14 protein-coding genes are annotated in these 17,970 nt (G+C 61.6%); 5 read left to right on the forward strand and 9 right to left on the reverse strand.

The window, feature by feature from the left end; all coding sequences use genetic code 11:
- Positions 1-8: 8 nt before the first annotated feature.
- Positions 9-749, forward strand: coding sequence for a tetratricopeptide repeat protein (locus AB4N82_RS06700; RefSeq protein WP_032887135.1), 741 nt, complete (start codon positions 9-11; stop codon positions 747-749).
- Positions 746-1,018 carry a DUF3613 domain-containing protein gene (locus tag AB4N82_RS06705; RefSeq protein ID WP_032887136.1) on the forward strand — a complete coding sequence of 91 codons (273 nt, stop codon included), beginning with the start codon at positions 746-748 and terminating at the stop codon, positions 1,016-1,018. Before AB4N82_RS06700 ends, AB4N82_RS06705 begins: the two co-directional genes overlap by 4 nt.
- Here AB4N82_RS06705 and AB4N82_RS06710 read toward each other — a convergent pair.
- Both AB4N82_RS06710 and AB4N82_RS06715 read right to left on the reverse strand, forming a co-directional pair.
- On the reverse strand, positions 1,015-1,803 hold the full coding sequence (locus AB4N82_RS06710) for a response regulator (RefSeq protein WP_122764439.1): 789 nt from the start codon (positions 1,801-1,803) through the stop codon (positions 1,015-1,017). The two genes, AB4N82_RS06705 and AB4N82_RS06710, sit on opposite strands and share 4 nt — an antisense overlap.
- 116 nt (positions 1,804-1,919) lie before the next feature.
- Positions 1,920-2,405 (reverse strand): prepilin peptidase, encoded by a 486-nt coding sequence (locus tag AB4N82_RS06715; RefSeq protein ID WP_177326438.1) that lies wholly within the window; start codon positions 2,403-2,405, stop codon positions 1,920-1,922.
- Positions 2,406-2,476: 71 nt separating this feature from the next.
- On the opposite strand from AB4N82_RS06715, the gene AB4N82_RS06720 reads away from it, so the two are divergent.
- Positions 2,477-2,917 carry a TadE/TadG family type IV pilus assembly protein gene (locus AB4N82_RS06720; RefSeq protein ID WP_032887137.1) on the forward strand — a complete coding sequence of 147 codons (441 nt, stop codon included), beginning with the start codon at positions 2,477-2,479 and terminating at the stop codon, positions 2,915-2,917.
- Entirely contained in the window at positions 2,914-5,655 is a 2,742-nt protein-coding gene (locus AB4N82_RS06725) for a PAS domain-containing sensor histidine kinase (protein ID WP_122764431.1), read from the forward strand. Before AB4N82_RS06720 ends, AB4N82_RS06725 begins: the two co-directional genes overlap by 4 nt.
- Here the strand turns inward: AB4N82_RS06725 and AB4N82_RS06730 are convergent.
- The 6 genes from AB4N82_RS06730 to pbpC all read right to left on the reverse strand — a co-directional run bounded on the left by AB4N82_RS06730 (position 5,652) and on the right by pbpC (position 12,423).
- Positions 5,652-7,661 (reverse strand): pilus assembly protein TadG-related protein, encoded by a 2,010-nt coding sequence (locus tag AB4N82_RS06730; protein WP_122764432.1) that lies wholly within the window; start codon positions 7,659-7,661, stop codon positions 5,652-5,654. The two genes, AB4N82_RS06725 and AB4N82_RS06730, sit on opposite strands and share 4 nt — an antisense overlap.
- 98 nt (positions 7,662-7,759) lie before the next feature.
- Entirely contained in the window at positions 7,760-8,317 is a 558-nt protein-coding gene (locus AB4N82_RS06735) for a DUF4136 domain-containing protein (protein ID WP_122764433.1), read from the reverse strand.
- 44 nt (positions 8,318-8,361) lie between these two features.
- On the reverse strand, positions 8,362-8,964 hold the full coding sequence (locus AB4N82_RS06740; protein ID WP_032887142.1) for a DUF4136 domain-containing protein: 603 nt from the start codon (positions 8,962-8,964) through the stop codon (positions 8,362-8,364).
- Positions 8,965-8,988: 24 nt separating this feature from the next.
- Positions 8,989-9,738, reverse strand: coding sequence for a methyltransferase domain-containing protein (locus AB4N82_RS06745; RefSeq protein ID WP_032887143.1), 750 nt, complete (start codon positions 9,736-9,738; stop codon positions 8,989-8,991).
- On the reverse strand, positions 9,731-10,039 hold the full coding sequence (locus AB4N82_RS06750) for a MazG-like family protein (protein ID WP_010213473.1): 309 nt from the start codon (positions 10,037-10,039) through the stop codon (positions 9,731-9,733). Before AB4N82_RS06750 ends, AB4N82_RS06745 begins: the two co-directional genes overlap by 8 nt.
- Before the next feature lie 53 nt (positions 10,040-10,092).
- Entirely contained in the window at positions 10,093-12,423 is a 2,331-nt protein-coding gene (pbpC, locus tag AB4N82_RS06755) for a peptidoglycan glycosyltransferase PbpC (protein ID WP_122764434.1), read from the reverse strand.
- Positions 12,424-12,512: 89 nt separating this feature from the next.
- On the opposite strand from pbpC, the gene AB4N82_RS06760 reads away from it, so the two are divergent.
- Complete coding sequence (locus tag AB4N82_RS06760; protein WP_032887145.1) at positions 12,513-12,806, forward strand: hypothetical protein; 294 nt, start codon at positions 12,513-12,515, stop codon at positions 12,804-12,806.
- 120 nt (positions 12,807-12,926) lie between these two features.
- Here AB4N82_RS06760 and AB4N82_RS06765 read toward each other — a convergent pair whose 3' ends face one another.
- A complete protein-coding gene (locus AB4N82_RS06765; RefSeq protein WP_460104725.1) occupies positions 12,927-17,822 on the reverse strand; it encodes an alpha-2-macroglobulin family protein in 4,896 nt (1,631 codons plus the stop codon).
- Positions 17,823-17,970 lie beyond the last annotated feature (148 nt).

The raw sequence follows: 17,970 nt of genomic DNA on the forward strand, positions 1-17,970 counted from the left end.
GACAACCGATGAAAACACTGATTGCCGCGTGCAGTTTGTTGCTCATGAGCGGCTGCGCGAACCTGGGCCAGACGCCTTGGTCCGGGTTCGCCGCTAACGGCAGTTGCTCCAAGCCCAGCGCCGACCAGGAGCTTTCGCTGAACCTCGCCGACGACATGGCCAACGACGGCAAGCTGCACGCCAGCCTGGCCAATCTGCAAAATCTGCCGGACTCCTTGCCTCAAGTACGCTTGCGCAAAGCAAAGGTCTACCGGCTGTTAGGGCGCAACGACGCAGAGCCGTTGTACAAAACTCTGCTGGGTACATGCTTGTCGGCTGAAGGCGAACATGGACTCGGGCAACTCGCCGTCGCCAAGGGCGACAACGGTAAAGCACTGGCCCATTTGCAACGGGCCGCCCAGCTCTCGCCTACCGATGAAAAAATCCGCAATGACTTAGGAGTGGTCTACCTCAACCAACTGCGTATGGACGATGCACGTTTCGAGTTCCTCACCGCCATGGAGCTCAACCAGAGCAATCAGTTGGCCGCCATTAACCTGGTGACCCTGCTGATCTACCAGGACAACTGGGGGCAGGCCGCACAAGTGGTCAGTCGCATGGGGTTGAGCCCCGTTCAAGTCAGCCAGGCCCAGGCCCGGGCGCAGCAACTCAAGCGTTCGCCTGCGTCGCCCGCCAAGGATCAAATAGCGGCTGTCAGAGATGCCTTGCAGGCGCCTATCAAGTCAGTCAATCAGGGAGAATCCAGATGAAACTCGCATTGCTCGCCAACCTGCTGCTGGCAACGCTGCCCCTGACCGCCATGGCCATTGAGCCCGGCCCGTCTTCGCCTCAACAGAAACAGACCGAAGGCTGGCTACAGCTGCAGGTCAGCGGCCAACTGGCGTCGTCCAAGCCGCAGAAGGCGACCCCCGCTGAACGCGAGGGCGCCATGCTGCGCCTGATAGAGAGCTACAAGCACCCTATTCCTGAGTACTACGACCAGAAACAAGGCGGTACCTCGCCGAGCGGTAGCAACTAGTGGGCGGTCACCCGCTGGCGTATCGCCGAATTGCTCGGTGACAGCGCCAGCGCCAACTGCGTGCGGTTATGCATATGGGTGAGGCGCAACACCTGGGAAACGTAGAGCTTCACCGTGTTTTCAGTGATGCCCAGCTCACAGGCAATCTGGTAGTTGGTCTGCCCCTTGCCCACCAGCCGTGCAACGTCCAATTGACGCGGTGACAGCTGTTTGAAAATAACCGGCATCTCCACATCAAGTGCTTCACCCTCCCCCTGCGCCTCGGTGGCGGTGATGGAGGATTGAGGGTTGCTACGCACCTTGTCGAGATCGTGATAAAGGTCATCGATGGACGCCGACAGGTATTGCAGCTTCTGGTTCAGGTGCCCCAGCTCAAGGCTTTTATGCCGTTCCTGCAGCACCGCCTCCTGACGTTGCAACCCTTCCAGCAACTCGGGGAGATTGATCGGTTTTTGATAATAGTCCGCGATTCCTGCGCGCAGGGCCTTGATGACATCTTGTTTGTCGGCGCGCCCCGTCAGCATGATGGATTCAAAGGCACGCTGTTTACCGGCCAAACGCTGCAACGCCTGCACCAACTCGATACCGTCCATTTCCGGCATATGCAGGTCGCACAGCACCAGGCCGATGTCAGCGTCTTCGCTGAAACGTTTTACAGCCTGGAGGCTGGAATGGCATGGGATGCAGCGATAGCCGCTGCTTTCGAGGTATTCGCACAGCTCTTCCACGATCAAAGGTTGATCATCGACAACGAGCACTTTCACTAGAGAGGTAAGCTTGTTCACGCGCGACTCCATGCCTGGGCAAGCCAAAGACCAACCGTTCCATTCCAACCGCTTATTTTCCGTACAACTCACCCTTAAACGTAGACGTACTTTCTTACTATGTACATAGCACTAGGCTACGTCACGACTAATGGGATCCAAGCCCAAGCGAGTACAAATCCGACGAACAAAAAGGGCGCAAATGGCTGTTTGTTTGACGCCTGCGGCTCAAGGTGACAAAGAGCGTTTCTAACTCCTTGATTCATCAGCGGCCACATCCTGGGCGCCACCAACAACCATGCAACGCTCGCCAGCCCTGCGCCGACAAACGTGCCGAGCAAGTACTGGCTGTTGGTTGCCAACGCCAACGCCGCCAATAACTTCACATCCGCCGCGCCCAGCCGACCTAAGGCATAACCGGGCAAGGTAAACAGCAGCGCCAGGGTAAACGCCCATCCGCCCTCGGCAGCGGATGCCCCTAGCCAGGTGGACCCGCTCCAGAGCAAATAAACCAATGCCAGCAGCAACCCACCCCACGTCAGGCGGTTGGCGATCTGGCGTTGACGGATATCTTGCACGGCGCATAACGCCAGCCAAACAAACAGCAACAGGCTATGAATCACGTAAAAAAATCCCTTTTCGCTGAATGATTCTATGCTGATATCAGGTAGTGGTTGTCAGGGTAGACGCAGTCATGAAAAAGGGCCTCCCTAGAAAACAGAAAGGTGCCGCCGCGCTTGAGTTCGCGATGGTATTCATGATTTTTTTTGCCGTGTTTTATGGTTTGGTCAGTTACAGCCTGCCGTTACTGCTGCTGCAATCGTTCAACCAGGCAACGGCAGAAGGTGTAAGACGCGGCGTGGCGCTTGACCCTACGACGCCTGGCTACACCGATGCGCTGAAAACCCGCGCGATCAGTGCCGCCCAGGCGCAATTGCAGTGGCTGCCGCCGGCCTTCAAATTCGTACCGGCCTATGTCACAGCTGACTATTCGGGCACCGGGATGCTGACCGTACGAATCAATTACCCCTCCGACAACCTCAAGAGCGTTCTGCCCTTCCTGGTCCTGCCGGGCTTCGGCACTGTGCCCAACTTGCCTACGACACTCTCGGCCCAAGCGAGCCTGCAGTTTTGAACTCGGGGGAAAGGTTTTTCGATCGACTCCTGGGCCGCCCTCCGGGTATCTCTGCTTCGCCAGCACACGCCCCCGCGAACGCCGGCCTGCACATTTATCTGGATAATCAGGGTCGCGTGCTGCAAACCGACGGCGCGCTGCGCCATCGCTTGGCGAAAACAACCGACTCGCAACAACCGATGCCACTGCTGGACTATGTAGATGCCCACAGCGCCGTGGTGATCGAGGGCTGCCCCGGCGACTGGCAAGGACAAACCCTGGACCTGGATTTCAAGGCGCATGCGGGGCGCGTCCTGCAAACCCGAGGCTGGATTCAACCTCAAGGTGATGGCTGGGTATTACAACTGCTCGACATCGGCGACTTGATTGCCCACCGCAATCAAGCTGAAACCCGCGAACAGAATCAGTACCTGAGTGCCCAGATCAGTGAGCGACTGTGGGTTTGCAGCCTGGCGCGCCTGCCCGAGGAACTCCAAGACAACCTGCAAAGCATTGCGCAATGCTTGCAGATTCCCTGTGTCGCCATTGCCCTGCTCGATAGCCAGGAGCAGGGTTGGTTGATCCACAGCCACTATCGCGCACACGATGCACCTGCCCTGTGGCACGACGGACAGCCCCTGGGAACCGCGCTGGACAGCCTCGACGGCAAGACCCCCTTGAACCTGAGCCTGAACCATGGCCACAGCGAGCACCCGCGCTTGCAGGGCATTTTCAACAATGCCGCAGGCTTCCTGGTGCCCTACCGTGACGACCATGGCGTTGCCGCCTGGCTGCTTTGCGGGTTTTATCGCGGCGAAGAAAAGGCCAGTGACCGTGACTGGCTCCAACTGACCGCCGCCATCGCCGCCCCATTACTCAGCCGCCTTCGCGAGCAGCGTCATCAGCAGCAACTTGACCGGCTGGAAGCGTTGCAGGGGTTACTGGGCACCGGTTGGTGGGAACTCGAACCAGACACTGAAGAGATCCAGCTGGCACCGCAGTTGTTACAGCACCTGAGCCCCAACCACAGCACCCCGCGCATGGCCCTGACAGAGTGGCTGATGCTGATCCACCCCGCTGACCGCCAGGAGCTCGCCAGTCGCCTGCAAGACTTGCAGACAACGAGCAAACCGGTGTCCACCAGCGTACGTCTGCATCGTATGGACGCCGCACAAAACCCCCTTTGGTACCGCGTTCAAGGCCAAGCGTTAGGGGTGGGAAGCACACGGCGGCTGATCGGCTTCATGCTGGATATCAGCGATATAAAAAACCAGCAGCATCAAGCCGCCGCCGCTCACGCAAGGCTGGACAACCTGATCGCCAGCTCACCGGCAATCATCTACGTACAACGGTATGTCGAAGGCACCCTGCAGCCGCTGTTTTTCAGCGACAGCCTGCTGCCTCTACTCGGCCGCACCCTCGAAGAATGCACGCCGGCCAGTCTTATCGAATGGATTCATCCCGATGACCGTGACCTCTACTTCGAGCGCACTCGCCAACTGCTTCGCGAAGGCAACGTGCGCAGCCGCTACCGCGTTCGCGATAAACACGGCGTAGACCATTGGCTGCTCGACGAAGCCAAGCTGCTGCGCGATGAACTGGGTCTACCGGTAGAGGCCGTCGGGCTATGGCTGGACGTCACCGAAGCGACCCTGGCCGCCGAACAGATCAAAAAGAGCGAAGAGCGCTATCGCATCCTGGTGGAAGACTCCCCGGCCATGATCTGCCGCTACCGACCAGACCTGACCCTGACCTTCGGCAACACACCGCTGGCCAACTATCTGGAATGTTTGCCCACGCAGCTGCCGGGGATGAACCTGGGGCATTGGTTGTCGGTAGAGCAGCGCCAAGCCTTTGAGCAGCGCATCAACCAACTGACTCCGGAGTTCCCGGTCAGCACCGCCGAAATCAGCCTGGAACTGCCTGGCCGCGAGCATGCCTGGTGGGTCTGGTCGGACCGCGGGGTGTTTGATGAGCGCGGCGCGCTGGTGGAAGTGCAAGCCGTAGGCCGGGATAACACGGAAGTGCGCCGCTCCCAGCAACAGCTGACCCAAAGCGCCAAGATGGCCACCCTCGGCGAAATGGCCACGGGCCTGGCGCATGAAATCAACCAACCGCTGAACGTGATGCGCATGGCCATCGTCAACGTGCTCAAGCGCCTGAGTAGCGGCAACGCAGACGTCGATTACCTCACCGAAAAACTTCAGCGCATCGACGCCCAAGTGCTGCGCGCGGCGCGGGTGGTGGACCATATGCGGGTGTTTGGGCGCCGCTCGGAAATCGAGCAGCAGCCCTTCGACCCGGCACAGGCGGTGGAGGGCACGCTGTCGATGCTCAGCGAAGGCTTGAAGGGCAAAGGCATGGACCTGCGCGTCACCCCGGTGGACTTCACCGTGCAGGTCAAAGGCTACGTCGACCAGTTGGAACAAGTACTGATCAACCTGATGGTCAACGCCCGTGATGCACTGCTGAGCAATCGCGAACAGAACCCGGCACTGCGCCCTTGGATCGCACTGCATTGCGAGCACGACAGCCGCCACGTGCGGATCTGGGTCGAGGACAACGGCGGCGGTATTGACCCTCGCCTGCTGGAACGGATTTTCGAGCCGTTCTTCACCACCAAGCCGATTGGCGTGGGCACGGGGCTGGGGTTGTCGGTGAGCTACGGAATTGTGGAAAACATGGGCGGCCGGCTGAGCGTCGTCAATGGCGCAGAAGGCGCCAGGTTTTGTGTGGAGTTACCGATCGTGGAGGCTTAAAGCACCAATGCCGCTTGCCCGTGGGGTCTGCAACTGAGGTTGGCGCCGACTTCAACTTTGTTGAGGTTGATGCCCAAGGTGGACAGCAAGCCGTTTACCAGCGGGTCGACAATTGGGCTAAGGACAGTGCCGATGACGTTGCCCAGCGTGCTATTCAAATCGTTAAGCAGCGTTGCGCTGGTCGCCAATAACCCGCCCAGCAGATTGAACCCCGTAGGCTTGTAAACCTGGAATTTCAGCCCTGTTTGCAAAGCCTGTCCGAGGGACGTCACCAGGCTAGCAGTCGATAGCGAATGATAGAGCGGTGGCTGCTTGATCTCCGGTGGCTGGTTGTAGGTGTAAGCGCCCCCCGCCGAAGTCACTGAGCCCACGCTGGGGTCGATAAGCATCCCAATCCCCCCACCATAAAACGCTTTGCGATTAGGGTAATCGCAGACGGTGGGCCCGAGCCCGAGCAGCGGCTTGAGGCACGTCACCGCGCCTATATCGATCACCGGCAGCGGTGGCACGGACGCCAGCGGCGGGCTGGCTCCCAGTGAATCGATCAGGGTAGGGCTCTGGCCGACTTTGATGCTCACCACCGACGCATTGGTTTGGGTGGTCAGCGTTTTGGTCGCGTCACTCGCGCAGGTAAACCCTGTGACATAGCTTTCAGCAATGCCCAGCTCAAGAATCACATCCACACTGGGAACCGGCGGGTTAGTGGCGGAAGACAGCAGCCTCAAGTCTGTGGTCTGACAAGGAACGCCTCCCACGGCACACAGCAGCGAACTGACAGTCCCGGCCAGGTTCAGGCTGAGCAAATTGTTCAGCACGTCCGTAAGCGGAGCGACCAAGCCGTTCACAACCAGATTCACCGCAGGGATGTTGAGTACCGGCAGCGTCACTGTCAGCCCCAGGCTTACCTGCGCCGTGCGCACATAAATCCGCGTACTCGCATCGGTTTTATTCTTGGCATAGGTGGGGTCACCGATCGCGGACAGTATGGGTGGCTCAATGACCTTGAGCTTGAGATTCGCCGTCACACCGGGAATGGTCACAGGCACCGCAGCCACCACCCCGTTCTTCTTGTTGGCCAATTGCACAAATGCCTCAGCCAGCTGGAACGCGTTCAACGTGGTGTTAAGCCCGGCGGACACTGCCCCTGTCTGCAATTGCAACAGGCTGCCCAGCGTCACGTCGAGATTGCCCACCAATGCATTGATCTTCGTAAGCCCTGAGGCGGCCACCGTCGCGGTACCCGACCCGGCTTGAAGCACGGTTACCGCCGCATCGATCAGTTGACCGAGCTTGAGGTTCTTGGCCAGCAACTCGTCGTAATTGCCCGCCTGGACGCCCACGTTCAGTGCCAACTGGTTCAGGTAACTCAACAGGTTGAGATCGGTGTCCACCAACCCCTGCCAACCCGCCACATCGAGCGACAGGTTACCGCCCAACAACTTGCCGAACAGCAGGTTCAGCGCGGCGGAATCGGTGGAGTTGACCGTCACCAACGTGGACTTGATCGTCAATTGCGCCTGGGGCGGCAAAATCTTCGGCGCGGCCACGGCCTTGGCCGTCAACAGGGTGGTCAGGCTGTAGGCGCCGCCATTGAACATCGACCAGATACCACCGGCGACACTGGTCAACACCGGGCGCGAGGCGATCACTTGAATCGCATCGCGCTTGGTGGCATCTGCGGAAAACACCCGTAGATTCGAAGCCGCCGTGGTCAACGAACCACAGCGCACGTCCAGTGCATTGGCGGGGGGAATGATGTAGCCGTTGCGCACCGCACTGGCGCCGGCATAGGTGGTGGCGGTGTTGTTGTTCGCGGCCAGGCAATCGCCATTGCGCTGGACCGCTTCCAGCGCGGCCATGTCGGCAATGCCTTGCAACTTGCGCTTTTCGAGATAGAGCCGCCCGCTGTCGACCACCAGCAGTAAGAAGACCAACGCCAAACCGAGCGTCAAGGCCGCCATCAAGCCGATCGCACCACGCTGCCTGCAACGAAGTCCGGGAGACATCGAGCACTCCTTAGCGCTTACTCTCCGTAGGTGCTGTGGAGTGTAGACAAGGCTTGGAATGTGCGCTGGCCAAGCGCCACAAATCGCGGCGGCTGAAGTCAGTGCGGCGGATAGCTGGAGAGGATGCGCGTCACCGTCGTGCGGATCGCGTTGTTGCGGTCCTGTGGGTTGGGCGTGCTGCCCATCATCTGCTCATCACTGCCGCGCCATACCAGTTTGCCGTCCTTGCCATCGAGCAGGTCGATCTGGATGGTCGCCACTTTGTAGGTGATGTTGCGCGTTTCGTTGTACATCGGCCCACCCCAGTAGCCGTTCCACGGGCCGCCCCAGCCGCCGCCGTAATTGGTGGTGACTTGTTGCTGGCGGTCTTCGACGATCAGGTAGGCCTGAACGATCAGGTCAGCCTTGGTGCCGGCTGCGGCTGGGCGCAGGCCCCGTTGGTCGAGTTGCTCGCCTACCGCCTGGCGGATGCGCTGTTCGGTGAGGTCACTCTTGATCCGTGGATCATCTGGGCGGTATTGCAGGGCCGGATCTTTCCAGGCCCAGTTGCGGTAGGCGCCGAAGTCTCGGCTGGCGTCAAAATCGTGGTTGACCTGGTTGGTCTGGCAACCGCCCAGCAGCACGACAAAAGCGAGCATAGCGATGCGACGAAACATGGTTTTCTCCAAAGAGCGAACTGCGCTTGAAATGAGAATAGCGGTTAACTGGGCGGGTAAGCGGTCATGGCCTTTTGCACGGCCTGGCGCAAAGCGTCAGCACGTTCGCTGAGGCTGCCCTGGCTGGCAGTTTCGGCACTGGTGCTCCACACGGGCTGACCGCTGCGGGCATCAAACAGGTTGACCCGCACCACCGCAACCGTCACCTCGTAGGTGCGCACGATCGGCGCCGAGTTGTACATGCCATAGCCATTGCCGTAGCGGTTATAGCCGCCGTAACCGTAGCCATAATCGTCCTGGACTTGCTTGAGACGCTTCTCAAGGCGCACATCCGCGCTGACCAGCAGGTCGGGCGCCCGGTTGTCGTGCAAAGGGCGCAGGCCACGCTGGTCGAGGGCGCCGCTGACGGCTTCGGCAATCTGCGCCGAATCAGCCCATGCCGAGCCCGCCGGCAGTTGGCCGTTGCGCCAGGCCCAATTACGGTAGGCCCCGTAGTCGCGTACCGGCGCTGGGTACGCACTGGCATCGAACGTAGTGGCTGCCTGGGCCGGCGCCGGTGGCATGGGCGCAGAAGCCGCCACATAAGGGTTAGGGCTGGAGCACGCGCCCAGCCCAAGGGATAACAAAATCAAACAGAGACGACGCATTTCGACCTCCGCAGGCTGGGCCGCTTAAACCGGACGGCAGATCCAGTGCAAATAACGCCCAAGTCCGGCAAAGCTTGGGTGACGACGGTGAGCGAGTTCCATCTCTACAAGGTCCTGTAAATCCGCGCGGGCCTGGAATTCTACCGGCATATAGTCGTGAAAAACCCGCACGCCACTTTGGCTTTCGACCTGCCAAAGCCCGTCGAGTTGCGCCGCTAATTCGCGGGGATCGAGGGGCTGTTGCGGGGTCAGGCTCTGCTTTTCGCCGGCCATGTCGTTCTTGCGCATTTTGCGGAAGTGGCCTTTGAGCAGGTTGCGATAAATCAGCGCATCACGGTTGTAAAACGCCAGGGACAGCCAGCCACCGGGCACGGTCAGCTGGTGCAGCACCGGCAGGATCGCATGGGGTTCGGCCAGCCATTCCAGCACCGCGTGACACAGCACCAGATCGTAAGGTTCGGTGAGCTGGCCAAGCAGGTCTTGCCAGGGCGCCTGGATAAAGGTCGCCGTTTGCCCGGCCTCGGCGAAGCGTTGGCGCGCACCCTCAAGCATCGGCTCGGCGGGTTCGGCCAGGGTCACCAGGTGGCCGCGCTCGGCCAGCCACAGCGACATATGCCCCAGGCCTGCGCCGATATCCAGCACGCGTAACGGGCGTTCCGGCAGGGCTTCGGCCAGGTCGGCCTGAAGCACCGCCAGGCGGATTGCGCCTTTGGCACCGCCGTAGATTTTCTCTGCAAAGCGTGTAGCCAACTGGTCGAAATGACGATCACTCATGGGCAAACCGCCGTTCGCTGTCAGCCAGTTTGGCGCGCACCACCTCATTCATGTCCAGGCCCAGCTCACTGCACAACAGCAGCAGGTACAGCACGATATCGCCGACTTCCTGGCCGGCGTGGGCGAGTTTGTCAGCGGGTAACTGGCGAGATTGGTCTTCGGTCAGCCATTGGAAGATTTCCACCAGCTCAGCCATTTCCACACTGGCAGCCATGGCCAGGTTTTTGGGGCTGTGGAACTGCTTCCAGTTGTTGGTATCGCGGATGCGGTGCAGACGTTCGGTGAGGTGTTCGAGGTTCATGGGAGGGGCTCCTGAAGGTGTGTAGCTTCCGGCGGAAATTCAGAGAAGGCAAGTTAATCCACCACGCTGAACTCAATCCTGGCCGTCTGCCCCGCCTCATCGAGCACGCTTAATTGATAGCGGCCCAGTCGCTCGAAACTGGCATTGATAAAGTCCTGATTGGCGCTGTCGCCCAACGGCGCGCCATTAAGGAACCACCACCGTCGACCACTGCCGCCCAGGGCGGAGATTTTAAGACGCAGGGCTTGTTGGCTGGCGGCGGGCAGGCGCAATTGGTCGCCTTCACGCACGCCAACGATGGACAACGGTGAAGACGCGGCCAGCGCCGGCGGCGGGCAATCCGCGTCGGCGGCTGGGATGCGTGCTTCACGGCGTTCGGCCCTTGGCAGCCAAGGTTCCAGCGGTGCTGGCCACAGGGCGATAGGCTTGGCGACTGCGCCGGGGCAATGAGCATCGACCCGCAAGCCCTTGGCATTGACCCAGACACTTTCCATCAACCCCACACTCAGCGGTTGATCCAACGCCTGCAAGGTCGGCGGCGTGGTGTTGTCCAGGGTCCAGGCGAAGCGTTGGCGGCGGCAATTGGGATCGCTGCGGCTCATGGGCTGGCCCAGCGGCCAACAGATCGCCGCCACGCCGACGTTGGCCGGCACCGGTTTGACTGGCGCGCTGATGCCGCGCTGGCTGTCGCGGTTGGTCAACACGTCGTGCACCTGCAACATCAGTGGCGCCGCTGACGCCAAGCCGAACTGGCCCGGCACGGGCGTGCCGTCCGGTCGGCCGATCCACACGCCAATCAGGTAACGCGGCCCCACGCCAATCGCCCAGGCATCGCGAAAGCCATAGCTGGTGCCGGTTTTCCAGGCGAGCACCGGGCGCTGCACCAACTCGGCACGCGGGTCGCGATCCGGCCGCGCTTGCCCACTGAGGATGCGCCGCACAATCCAGGCAGAGCCCGGCGACAGCATTGGCCGCTCTCTCAGCGCGTCGTCCGGCTGCAGTCGGATAGAGGCGCTCTTGCCGTCCCGGGCGAAGGCGCTGTAACCGCCCACCAGATCTTCCAGACGGCTGCCCGCGCCGCCCAGGATCAGCGCCAGGTTCGGCTCGGCCAGCGCGGGCAATACCAAGGGCACACCGCCGATGCGCATCTCGGCGGCAAACCGCTTGGGCCCGTACGCTTCCAGCAACTGCACCGCCGGCAGGTTAAGGGAGCTGGACAACGCAGTACTCGCCGGCACCGCGCCGGTAAACCCCATGGAGAAGTTGCCCGGCCGATAATCGCCATACCGCCGGGGCACGTCCTGCAACAGCGATTCGGAGTGAATCAACCCATCATCCAGGGCCATGCCATACAGAAAGGGTTTCAACGTCGAGCCCGGCGAGCGCAGCGCGCTGATCATGTCCACATGGCCAAAGCGCTTGGCGTCGTTGATATCCACCGAGCCCAGGTACGCCCGCACCGCCATGGTTTCCTCTTCCACCACCAGGATCGCCGCCGAAGTGTGCTCCGGCAGCCGCGCGCGCCAGCCCAGCAACAGATCTTCGAGGCGGCGTTGCAGGGTGGCGTCAACGGTCGTGCGGATCAGCGGCGGGCTGTCGGGGCGGTTCAGGCGGCGAGCGAGCAAGGGCGCCAGGCTCGGTTCCAGACGCGGGGCAAGTAGCAGCGGTTCTTCAAGGGCTTCGTCGACCGCCGATTGCGGCCATACCTGGAACTCGGCGAGGCGGCGCAAGACCTTGTCCCGAGCCTCCTGGGCGCGCTGCGGATGCCGATCTGGACGCAGGCGGCTCGGCGCCTGTGGCAGTACCGCGAGCAAGGCCGCTTCGGCATGGGTCAATTGCGCAGGGGATTTGCCCAGGTACGCCCAACTGGCCGCCGCCACGCCCTGCAACGTGCCGCCAAACGGCGCGCGGTTCAGGTAGAGGTTGAGGATCTCTTCCTTGGACAGGTGCCACTCCAACTGCGCCGTGCGCCACAGCTGACGCAACTTGCCATGGAAGGTGCGCGAATGCGGGTCGAGCAAACGGGCGACCTGCATCGACAAGGTGCTGCCGCCCGACACTACCCTCGCGCCGGTCAGGTTCTGCCACGTCGCGCGCACCAACGCCAACGGGTTTACGCCAGGGTGTTGGTAGAACCAGCGGTCTTCGTAGGTGAGCAAGGCATTCAGGTAATACGGCGAGACTTCACCGGTTTGCACGGGGTAGCGCCACACCCCATTGGCATCGGCAAACCGCCACAAGGGTGTGCCATCCTCGGCCAGCACCACCCGCGCCAAGTCGTCCTTGGGCAGGGGCAGCGGCCAGATGCGGTCGGCCAGCCACAGCAGGGCAATCACCAACAGAAGGGTCGCCAGGGTCCAGCGGGCAACTAAACGCAAATTCAAACGGGCAAACCTCTATGCTGGTAGGGAACTAGCCTGTTGCATTAACAACCAAAGGCACAGACACGCCCACCTCTTATCAGGACATGCACATGCAGGTAGAAAGCTTTTTCGAATGGTTGGGCCAGGCGCTCGGTTCCATCATCCGTTTTATCGTCGACGGCCTCAGCGGATTATTCGGGGCCCTGACTCATGCCGGGGGCAACTTTGTCGAAGGCCTGTCCCGAACCTTGGGCATGGATACGTCGATTATCAGCATCATCACGCTGATCGTCGGCCTGATGCTGCTGTACTCGGCAGTACGCGCGTTTATGCGGGCGTCGATCATCATGGGGATTATCTGGCTGCTGCTGGGCCTTTGGCTGCTTAGTTGGGTCGTGCACTAAGCCAGGACGGTCAGCAATCGCCTGTGGGAGGGGGCTTGCTCCCGATAGCAGTGTTTCAGTCAATGCATCTGGCAACTGACCCACCGCTCTCGGGAGCAAGCCCCCTCCCACATTGCTTCTTCAACGACCCTTAATGACCAAGTCCACCGGGGTCTCTCCCACCGCCTGCCAGTTCGGTCGATACATGGACTCCACTTGCGGAGGCGGCACGCGATAGGTGCCCGGAGTCACCGCACGCGCCAGGTACAGAAGGTGCGTGGTGCCATCGCCGTCCAGGTTGATCGCCGCCACGTAGCGATCATCGCGGAACTCCTGATGCTTAAGCGCCGCATTCTGCATCGACTCGCGCCATTCCTTCACTTGGCTGCTGGCGTTTTCCAAGCTGGCGGCACTCTGGGCCAGGTTCTGGTTTTCCAGCTCCAGGCCCGCGGGCAGCAGGTCGACCACCAAGGCATCCGGTACACGCTGCTTGGCGCTGACCGCCAAATGCACCAGCACCAGGTCGCCGCTATTGAAGTTGCGCAGGTTCAGCGGCTGGCCGTTCATGCCCAGGTATTCGCGGCGGATGCTCAGGTTGTCGCCACCCGGTGCCGGGGGCACTTGCGGGTAACCCGAGATCGTCAGTTGCTGGTACACCGGTGTTTCGCCCTGATTGCTCAGGCTCAGGTCGCTGGACAGCAGGTTGCCTTCCAGCGCCAACGTCGACTGCTGGTTGTTCAACTCGTGCACACCGCCGCTGCCGGTGAGGGACACTTGCCAGTTCGCCTCAGGCTTGGCAAACCCAAGCCGCCCCGCCAGAAACAGTGAATTGCGCTCCTGGGTCGACAGGTACGGGCTGGCAGCCAGTTGATCCGACAACGTGAACAGACGCTCCTCACGCTTGCCCTTGGCCAAGTCATTTTCTTCCAGCAACGCCAGGATCATCGCTTGGTCCCGCAGCGGGCTGCCGTAGTCGGCCAGCCATTCCTTGGCGCTACGTTGGGCTGCCAAGCCAGCCTGCAAGGCCTGGTCCGCGCGCGGCTGGTCGCCCATCTTCTGCAAGGCAATGGCCAACTGCACCAGCGGCAACCCGGAACGCGCATCGCTGCGCCGTTCGAAAATGCTGCGCAGCGCCCCCAGTGGCGCCTGCTGACTGCGCGCCAGCACCATGCCGGCGTAGGCCTGCACGGCAAAGCGTGTGTGTTCGGCGTTGTCGCTGTAGTCGACTTCGATCAGGTTGCGCTCCTGCACATACCGCAGCAGGCGCTCGCTGGCCTTTTTCAAGGCTTCAGGCGGCACGGCAAAACCCTGGTCGCGGGCGCGCAGCAGGAAGTCGGTGACGTAGGCCGTCAGCCAATATTCCTCTTCACCGTCAGCGCCCCACAAACCAAAACTGCCGTTGTAGCGCTGCATGCCCAGCAGGCGTTCAATGCCCAGCTCGATCTTGCGCTTGCGCTCGGCATCCGGCTCGCCCTGGATGCTCAGACGCTTGAGCAAGGCATCGTCAGCGTACAGCGACGGGTACAGGCCGCTGGCGGTTTGCTCCAGGCAACCATAGGGGTAAGCCTTGAGCGCCGAGATCTGTGCACCGAGGTTCAGCGGCGGCCGGCTCGACAGGCTCAAGAGCGCCTCGCGCCCGGAGGTGTCGAACTGATCCAGGGTGCCGGCTGGCAAACTCCAGGGTTCGCTTTTAAGCACTGCGCGGTAATGCTTGAGCAACGCGGGATAGGCCGGGCGCACGCCCAAGGTCCACTCACGGCTGAACGGCGGCAGGTTTTCACCCGGCAGATCCAGCCCGTTGACTGTCACTTTCACCTTGCCTTTGCCCAACCCGCCCCAGGCTTTCACCGGGATGCGCAGGGTGGTGCGCTGGCCTTGCTTGAGCTCAACGGTCTGCGCGGCAGTGTTGACCAATTCCAACTGCCCCTCGGCACTCAATTGCACATCGAGTTTCTGCGCCTTGCCCGACAGGTTCGACAGGTCCAGGGCCAAGGTGGTCTGGTCACCGCCGGCGAGGAAGCGCGGCGCTGACAGTTCAGCAATCAGCGGTGCGGCAATCACGGTCTTGGCTTCGGCCATGCCGTAACGGTCATCGCTCCAGGCTTGGGCCATCAGGCGCAATTCGCCGTTGAAGTCGGGGATATTGACGCTGACTTCACCCTCGCCTTTGTCGTTCAACGTCACCGGCGCGCTTTGCAGGGCGACGATGGTCACGCTGGTGTCCGGGCGCTTGCCGCCCTTGGCCAGCGCGGCGTCGCCACCGAACGCCAGGCTGGCCAAACGGCCCTGCCCGGCTTCGATCAACTGGCCGTAGATGTCGAATTGGTCCACGCCATAGGCCTTGCGGCCGAAGAGGCTGGAGTACGGATCGGGCGTCGGATACTCGGTGATATTGAGGATGCCGACGTCCACGGCTGCCACCAGCACATGCACCTGTTTCGGCACGCTGCCGTCGGCGTTTTTGGCGGCGATCTTCACCGTCAGCGGTTGTTTGGGGCGCATTTTTTCCGGCGCGCTGAGGGTCACGCCAAGCTTGCGCTGGGTGCGATCGAGCGGCAGATGCAGCAGGCCCACTGCGCGTTTGGGGGTGATGTTGGCTTTGCGCTCGCCGGGGCGAATCACCAGGGCGCTCACGTACAGGTCGTGGCGCGACCATTTCGGGTCGAGCTTCACGGCGAAGCTTTTGCCCTCGGCCGGTACGTCGATTTCCTGCCACCACAGCGGTCCTTCGGCGGACTCCACCAGCAAGTAGCCTTTACCGGCAGCGGGCGGCGTCACGGTGACGTTGGCGGTGTCGCCGTCGCCATAGGCCGGTTTATCCAGCGCCAGCTTGACCTGATCGGGCCGTACGGCGCCGCCTTCGGTGTTGTCCTGGGCCTGATAACCGGCCCAGAAACGCAGACTGCTGATCAGCCCGGTCTGCGGGTCTTCGACTTCGACGCGGTACGGCCCCCACTCCACTTGGAAGCTGACCTTGGCGGTGTCGCCGGCCTTGATATTCAGGGTCTGTTCGTCGAGGTTGAGGAATTTCTCGTTGTAGTGGTAACTCCAGCCGTCATTGTCGGAGTAGTTCCAGTAATAGTCGCGGCGCTCGCGCACCAGGCGCACCTTAAGGTTTTGCGCAGCGAGTTTCTGCCCGTCCTGATTGGCCAGCAGCACTTCGAATTCCGCCGGGCCATCACCATTGGTTTCGGTGCCGTCAAACAGCCCGCGCAGGCCCGGCAGTTGCTCGGCCGGCCAGATCGGTTGCACCAGGCGACGGGTGATCGGCCGACCGCCCGACTCTTGCAGGCTGGCCTGCACGATCAGTTGCAAGGGGGATTTAGCTTCGGCCCATTTGCTTTCGAGGGTCAGTTTTTCCTGGCCCTTGGCGTCGAGGACGCTTTCGTCCAGTTCGAAATCCTGGCTCAGTTCTTCTTCGGTGACCGAGCCGAACTGATAACCAGGGAGCGACTTGACCGCTTCGCGCAGCGGCCGCACATACACTTGCCCGCTGACCCGATTACCCGACGCAGGCGCGCCGTACAGGTAACGACCGTTAACCTGGATGACCGGGTTATCCGCCGGGCTCAGCGCCGTGTCGCTGCCCTTGAGTTCCAACGCCAGGCGCTCGGGCAGGAAGTCTTCGACGAGGAATTCATACAGCTGCGGTTTACCGTCACCCAGGTCGAACACCAACTGCCAGCGCCCGGTCGGTGCTTCGCCGGCCAGTTGCAGTTGATATTGATACAGGCCGGATGCGTCAGCATCCCACACGAATTTGCGGCTGACCTGTTCATCCGGGCGACGTACCTCGACGCTCACCGGTTGCGGCTTGACGGCGTTGCCGTCCTTGTCGCGCAGCAGGGCGTTGAGCAGCACGGTTTCGCCGGGGCGATACAGGTCGCGTGGGCCGAACACAAAAAACTGCAACGGGTGCGAGGGTTGGCCGCCGATGTCGAACTCGGCAAGGTCCAGCGCGGCGCTGTCGAGGCGCAACAGGCTGGTCTGTTCGCCCTGCTTGGCGAGCAAGACCTGGGCCTTTTTCGGCAACGGCAACTCAGCGTGGCCGCCCTTCTCGGTCTTGCCCTGGCCCAACACGCGGCCATCGGCATCGAGCACTTCCAGGTCCACGCCATCGAGCGCCTTGCCGCCTTCCAGCGCCTGGGTAAACACATCCAGGCGATTGGCATAGCGGTGCACCGACAGCCCGATATCACTCAGGGTGAACAGCGTCGCCGGTTGCGAATAGTTGTAGGTGCCCGACGCGCGCATTACCGCCAGGTACACGCCCGGTTGTTGCAATTGCTTAAGGCCGGCGATCGGCAGCAACAGGGTTTCTCGGGTGTTGCGCGCCGGGTTGAGGTCGAAACGGCCGCCGTAGACCAGATCCGCCAGCGGCAGCAGTTCGCGGGATTCATAACTTTGCAGGCTGGTGTTGCGCCCCCACTGCGCCAGGAATGACGGTAGGGATTCAGGCTTGATGCGGAAGAATTCAACGTCGATTTTGTCGACGTTCAGCGCGATCACCGGCAGGCCCTCAGCGAGGCGCGTCGGCAGCAAGGTGCCACGGCTGGCAAAGCCGACAGTGGCTTGTAGGTCACGGGTTTCCAGGCGGGCGATGTACTCGGCGGCGAGCGTGTTGTCGTTGACCGCCTTTACACCGGCGTCGACCGTCAGCACCAGTTTGCGTTGCGGCTCAAGGTGGCGCAGGCGCAGCTCCATCAGGTTATCCGAGAGCTCCCAGGCGCCATCGACCTTGCCCGACTTGCTGTCCACCAGATGGAGCTTTTCGGCGAATTTCTGATCGGGGTCCAAGGGAATGGAAAAACTCACCGACAAGGTGCTGGCCCCGTCCAACTGAACCTCGGACACGTCCATCACGCTCAACTCACGCCCGGCATAGCGCTGCTTGAGCGCTGGCACATCCACCGCCGCCTTGGCCGGTTTCGGCGCTGCCGCCACTGAAGGCGCGGGCGGCGTAGCCGGTTTATCAGAGGAATCGCAGGCGCTCAGCAGGGCCAGCGCGCAGGCCAGGAACAATCCTTTGTTAAGCATGGGGCACTCGTAGTGAGGGGGACCGAGGGGTGAACTATATATCAGCGCCGGTGAAGCCGATGTGGCGCTGGTCACATTGACCGACGGAGGGTGGTTTGGTTCTCGATCGGCTCAAGCCAAGCCAGTTCCCACACACTGGAGATCAAAC

The organism is Pseudomonas sp. H1_D04 (assembly GCF_054683855.1).

Excerpts from the sequence above, each read along its gene's own strand:
- AB4N82_RS06700 (WP_032887135.1), top strand. The coding sequence starts at position 9 with ATGAAAACACTGATTGCCGCGTGCAGTTTGTTGCTCATGAGCGGCTGC.
- AB4N82_RS06705 (WP_032887136.1), top strand. The coding sequence starts at position 746 with ATGAAACTCGCATTGCTCGCCAACCTGCTGCTGGCAACGCTGCCCCTG.
- AB4N82_RS06720 (WP_032887137.1), top strand. The coding sequence starts at position 2,477 with ATGAAAAAGGGCCTCCCTAGAAAACAGAAAGGTGCCGCCGCGCTTGAG.
- AB4N82_RS06730 (WP_122764432.1), bottom strand. The coding sequence starts at position 7,661 with ATGTCTCCCGGACTTCGTTGCAGGCAGCGTGGTGCGATCGGCTTGATG.
- AB4N82_RS06735 (WP_122764433.1), bottom strand. The coding sequence starts at position 8,317 with ATGTTTCGTCGCATCGCTATGCTCGCTTTTGTCGTGCTGCTGGGCGGT.
- AB4N82_RS06740 (WP_032887142.1), bottom strand. The coding sequence starts at position 8,964 with ATGCGTCGTCTCTGTTTGATTTTGTTATCCCTTGGGCTGGGCGCGTGC.
- AB4N82_RS06745 (WP_032887143.1), bottom strand. The coding sequence starts at position 9,738 with ATGAGTGATCGTCATTTCGACCAGTTGGCTACACGCTTTGCAGAGAAA.
- AB4N82_RS06750 (WP_010213473.1), bottom strand. The coding sequence starts at position 10,039 with ATGAACCTCGAACACCTCACCGAACGTCTGCACCGCATCCGCGATACC.
- AB4N82_RS06760 (WP_032887145.1), top strand. The coding sequence starts at position 12,513 with ATGCAGGTAGAAAGCTTTTTCGAATGGTTGGGCCAGGCGCTCGGTTCC.
- AB4N82_RS06765 (WP_460104725.1), bottom strand. The coding sequence starts at position 17,822 with ATGCTTAACAAAGGATTGTTCCTGGCCTGCGCGCTGGCCCTGCTGAGC.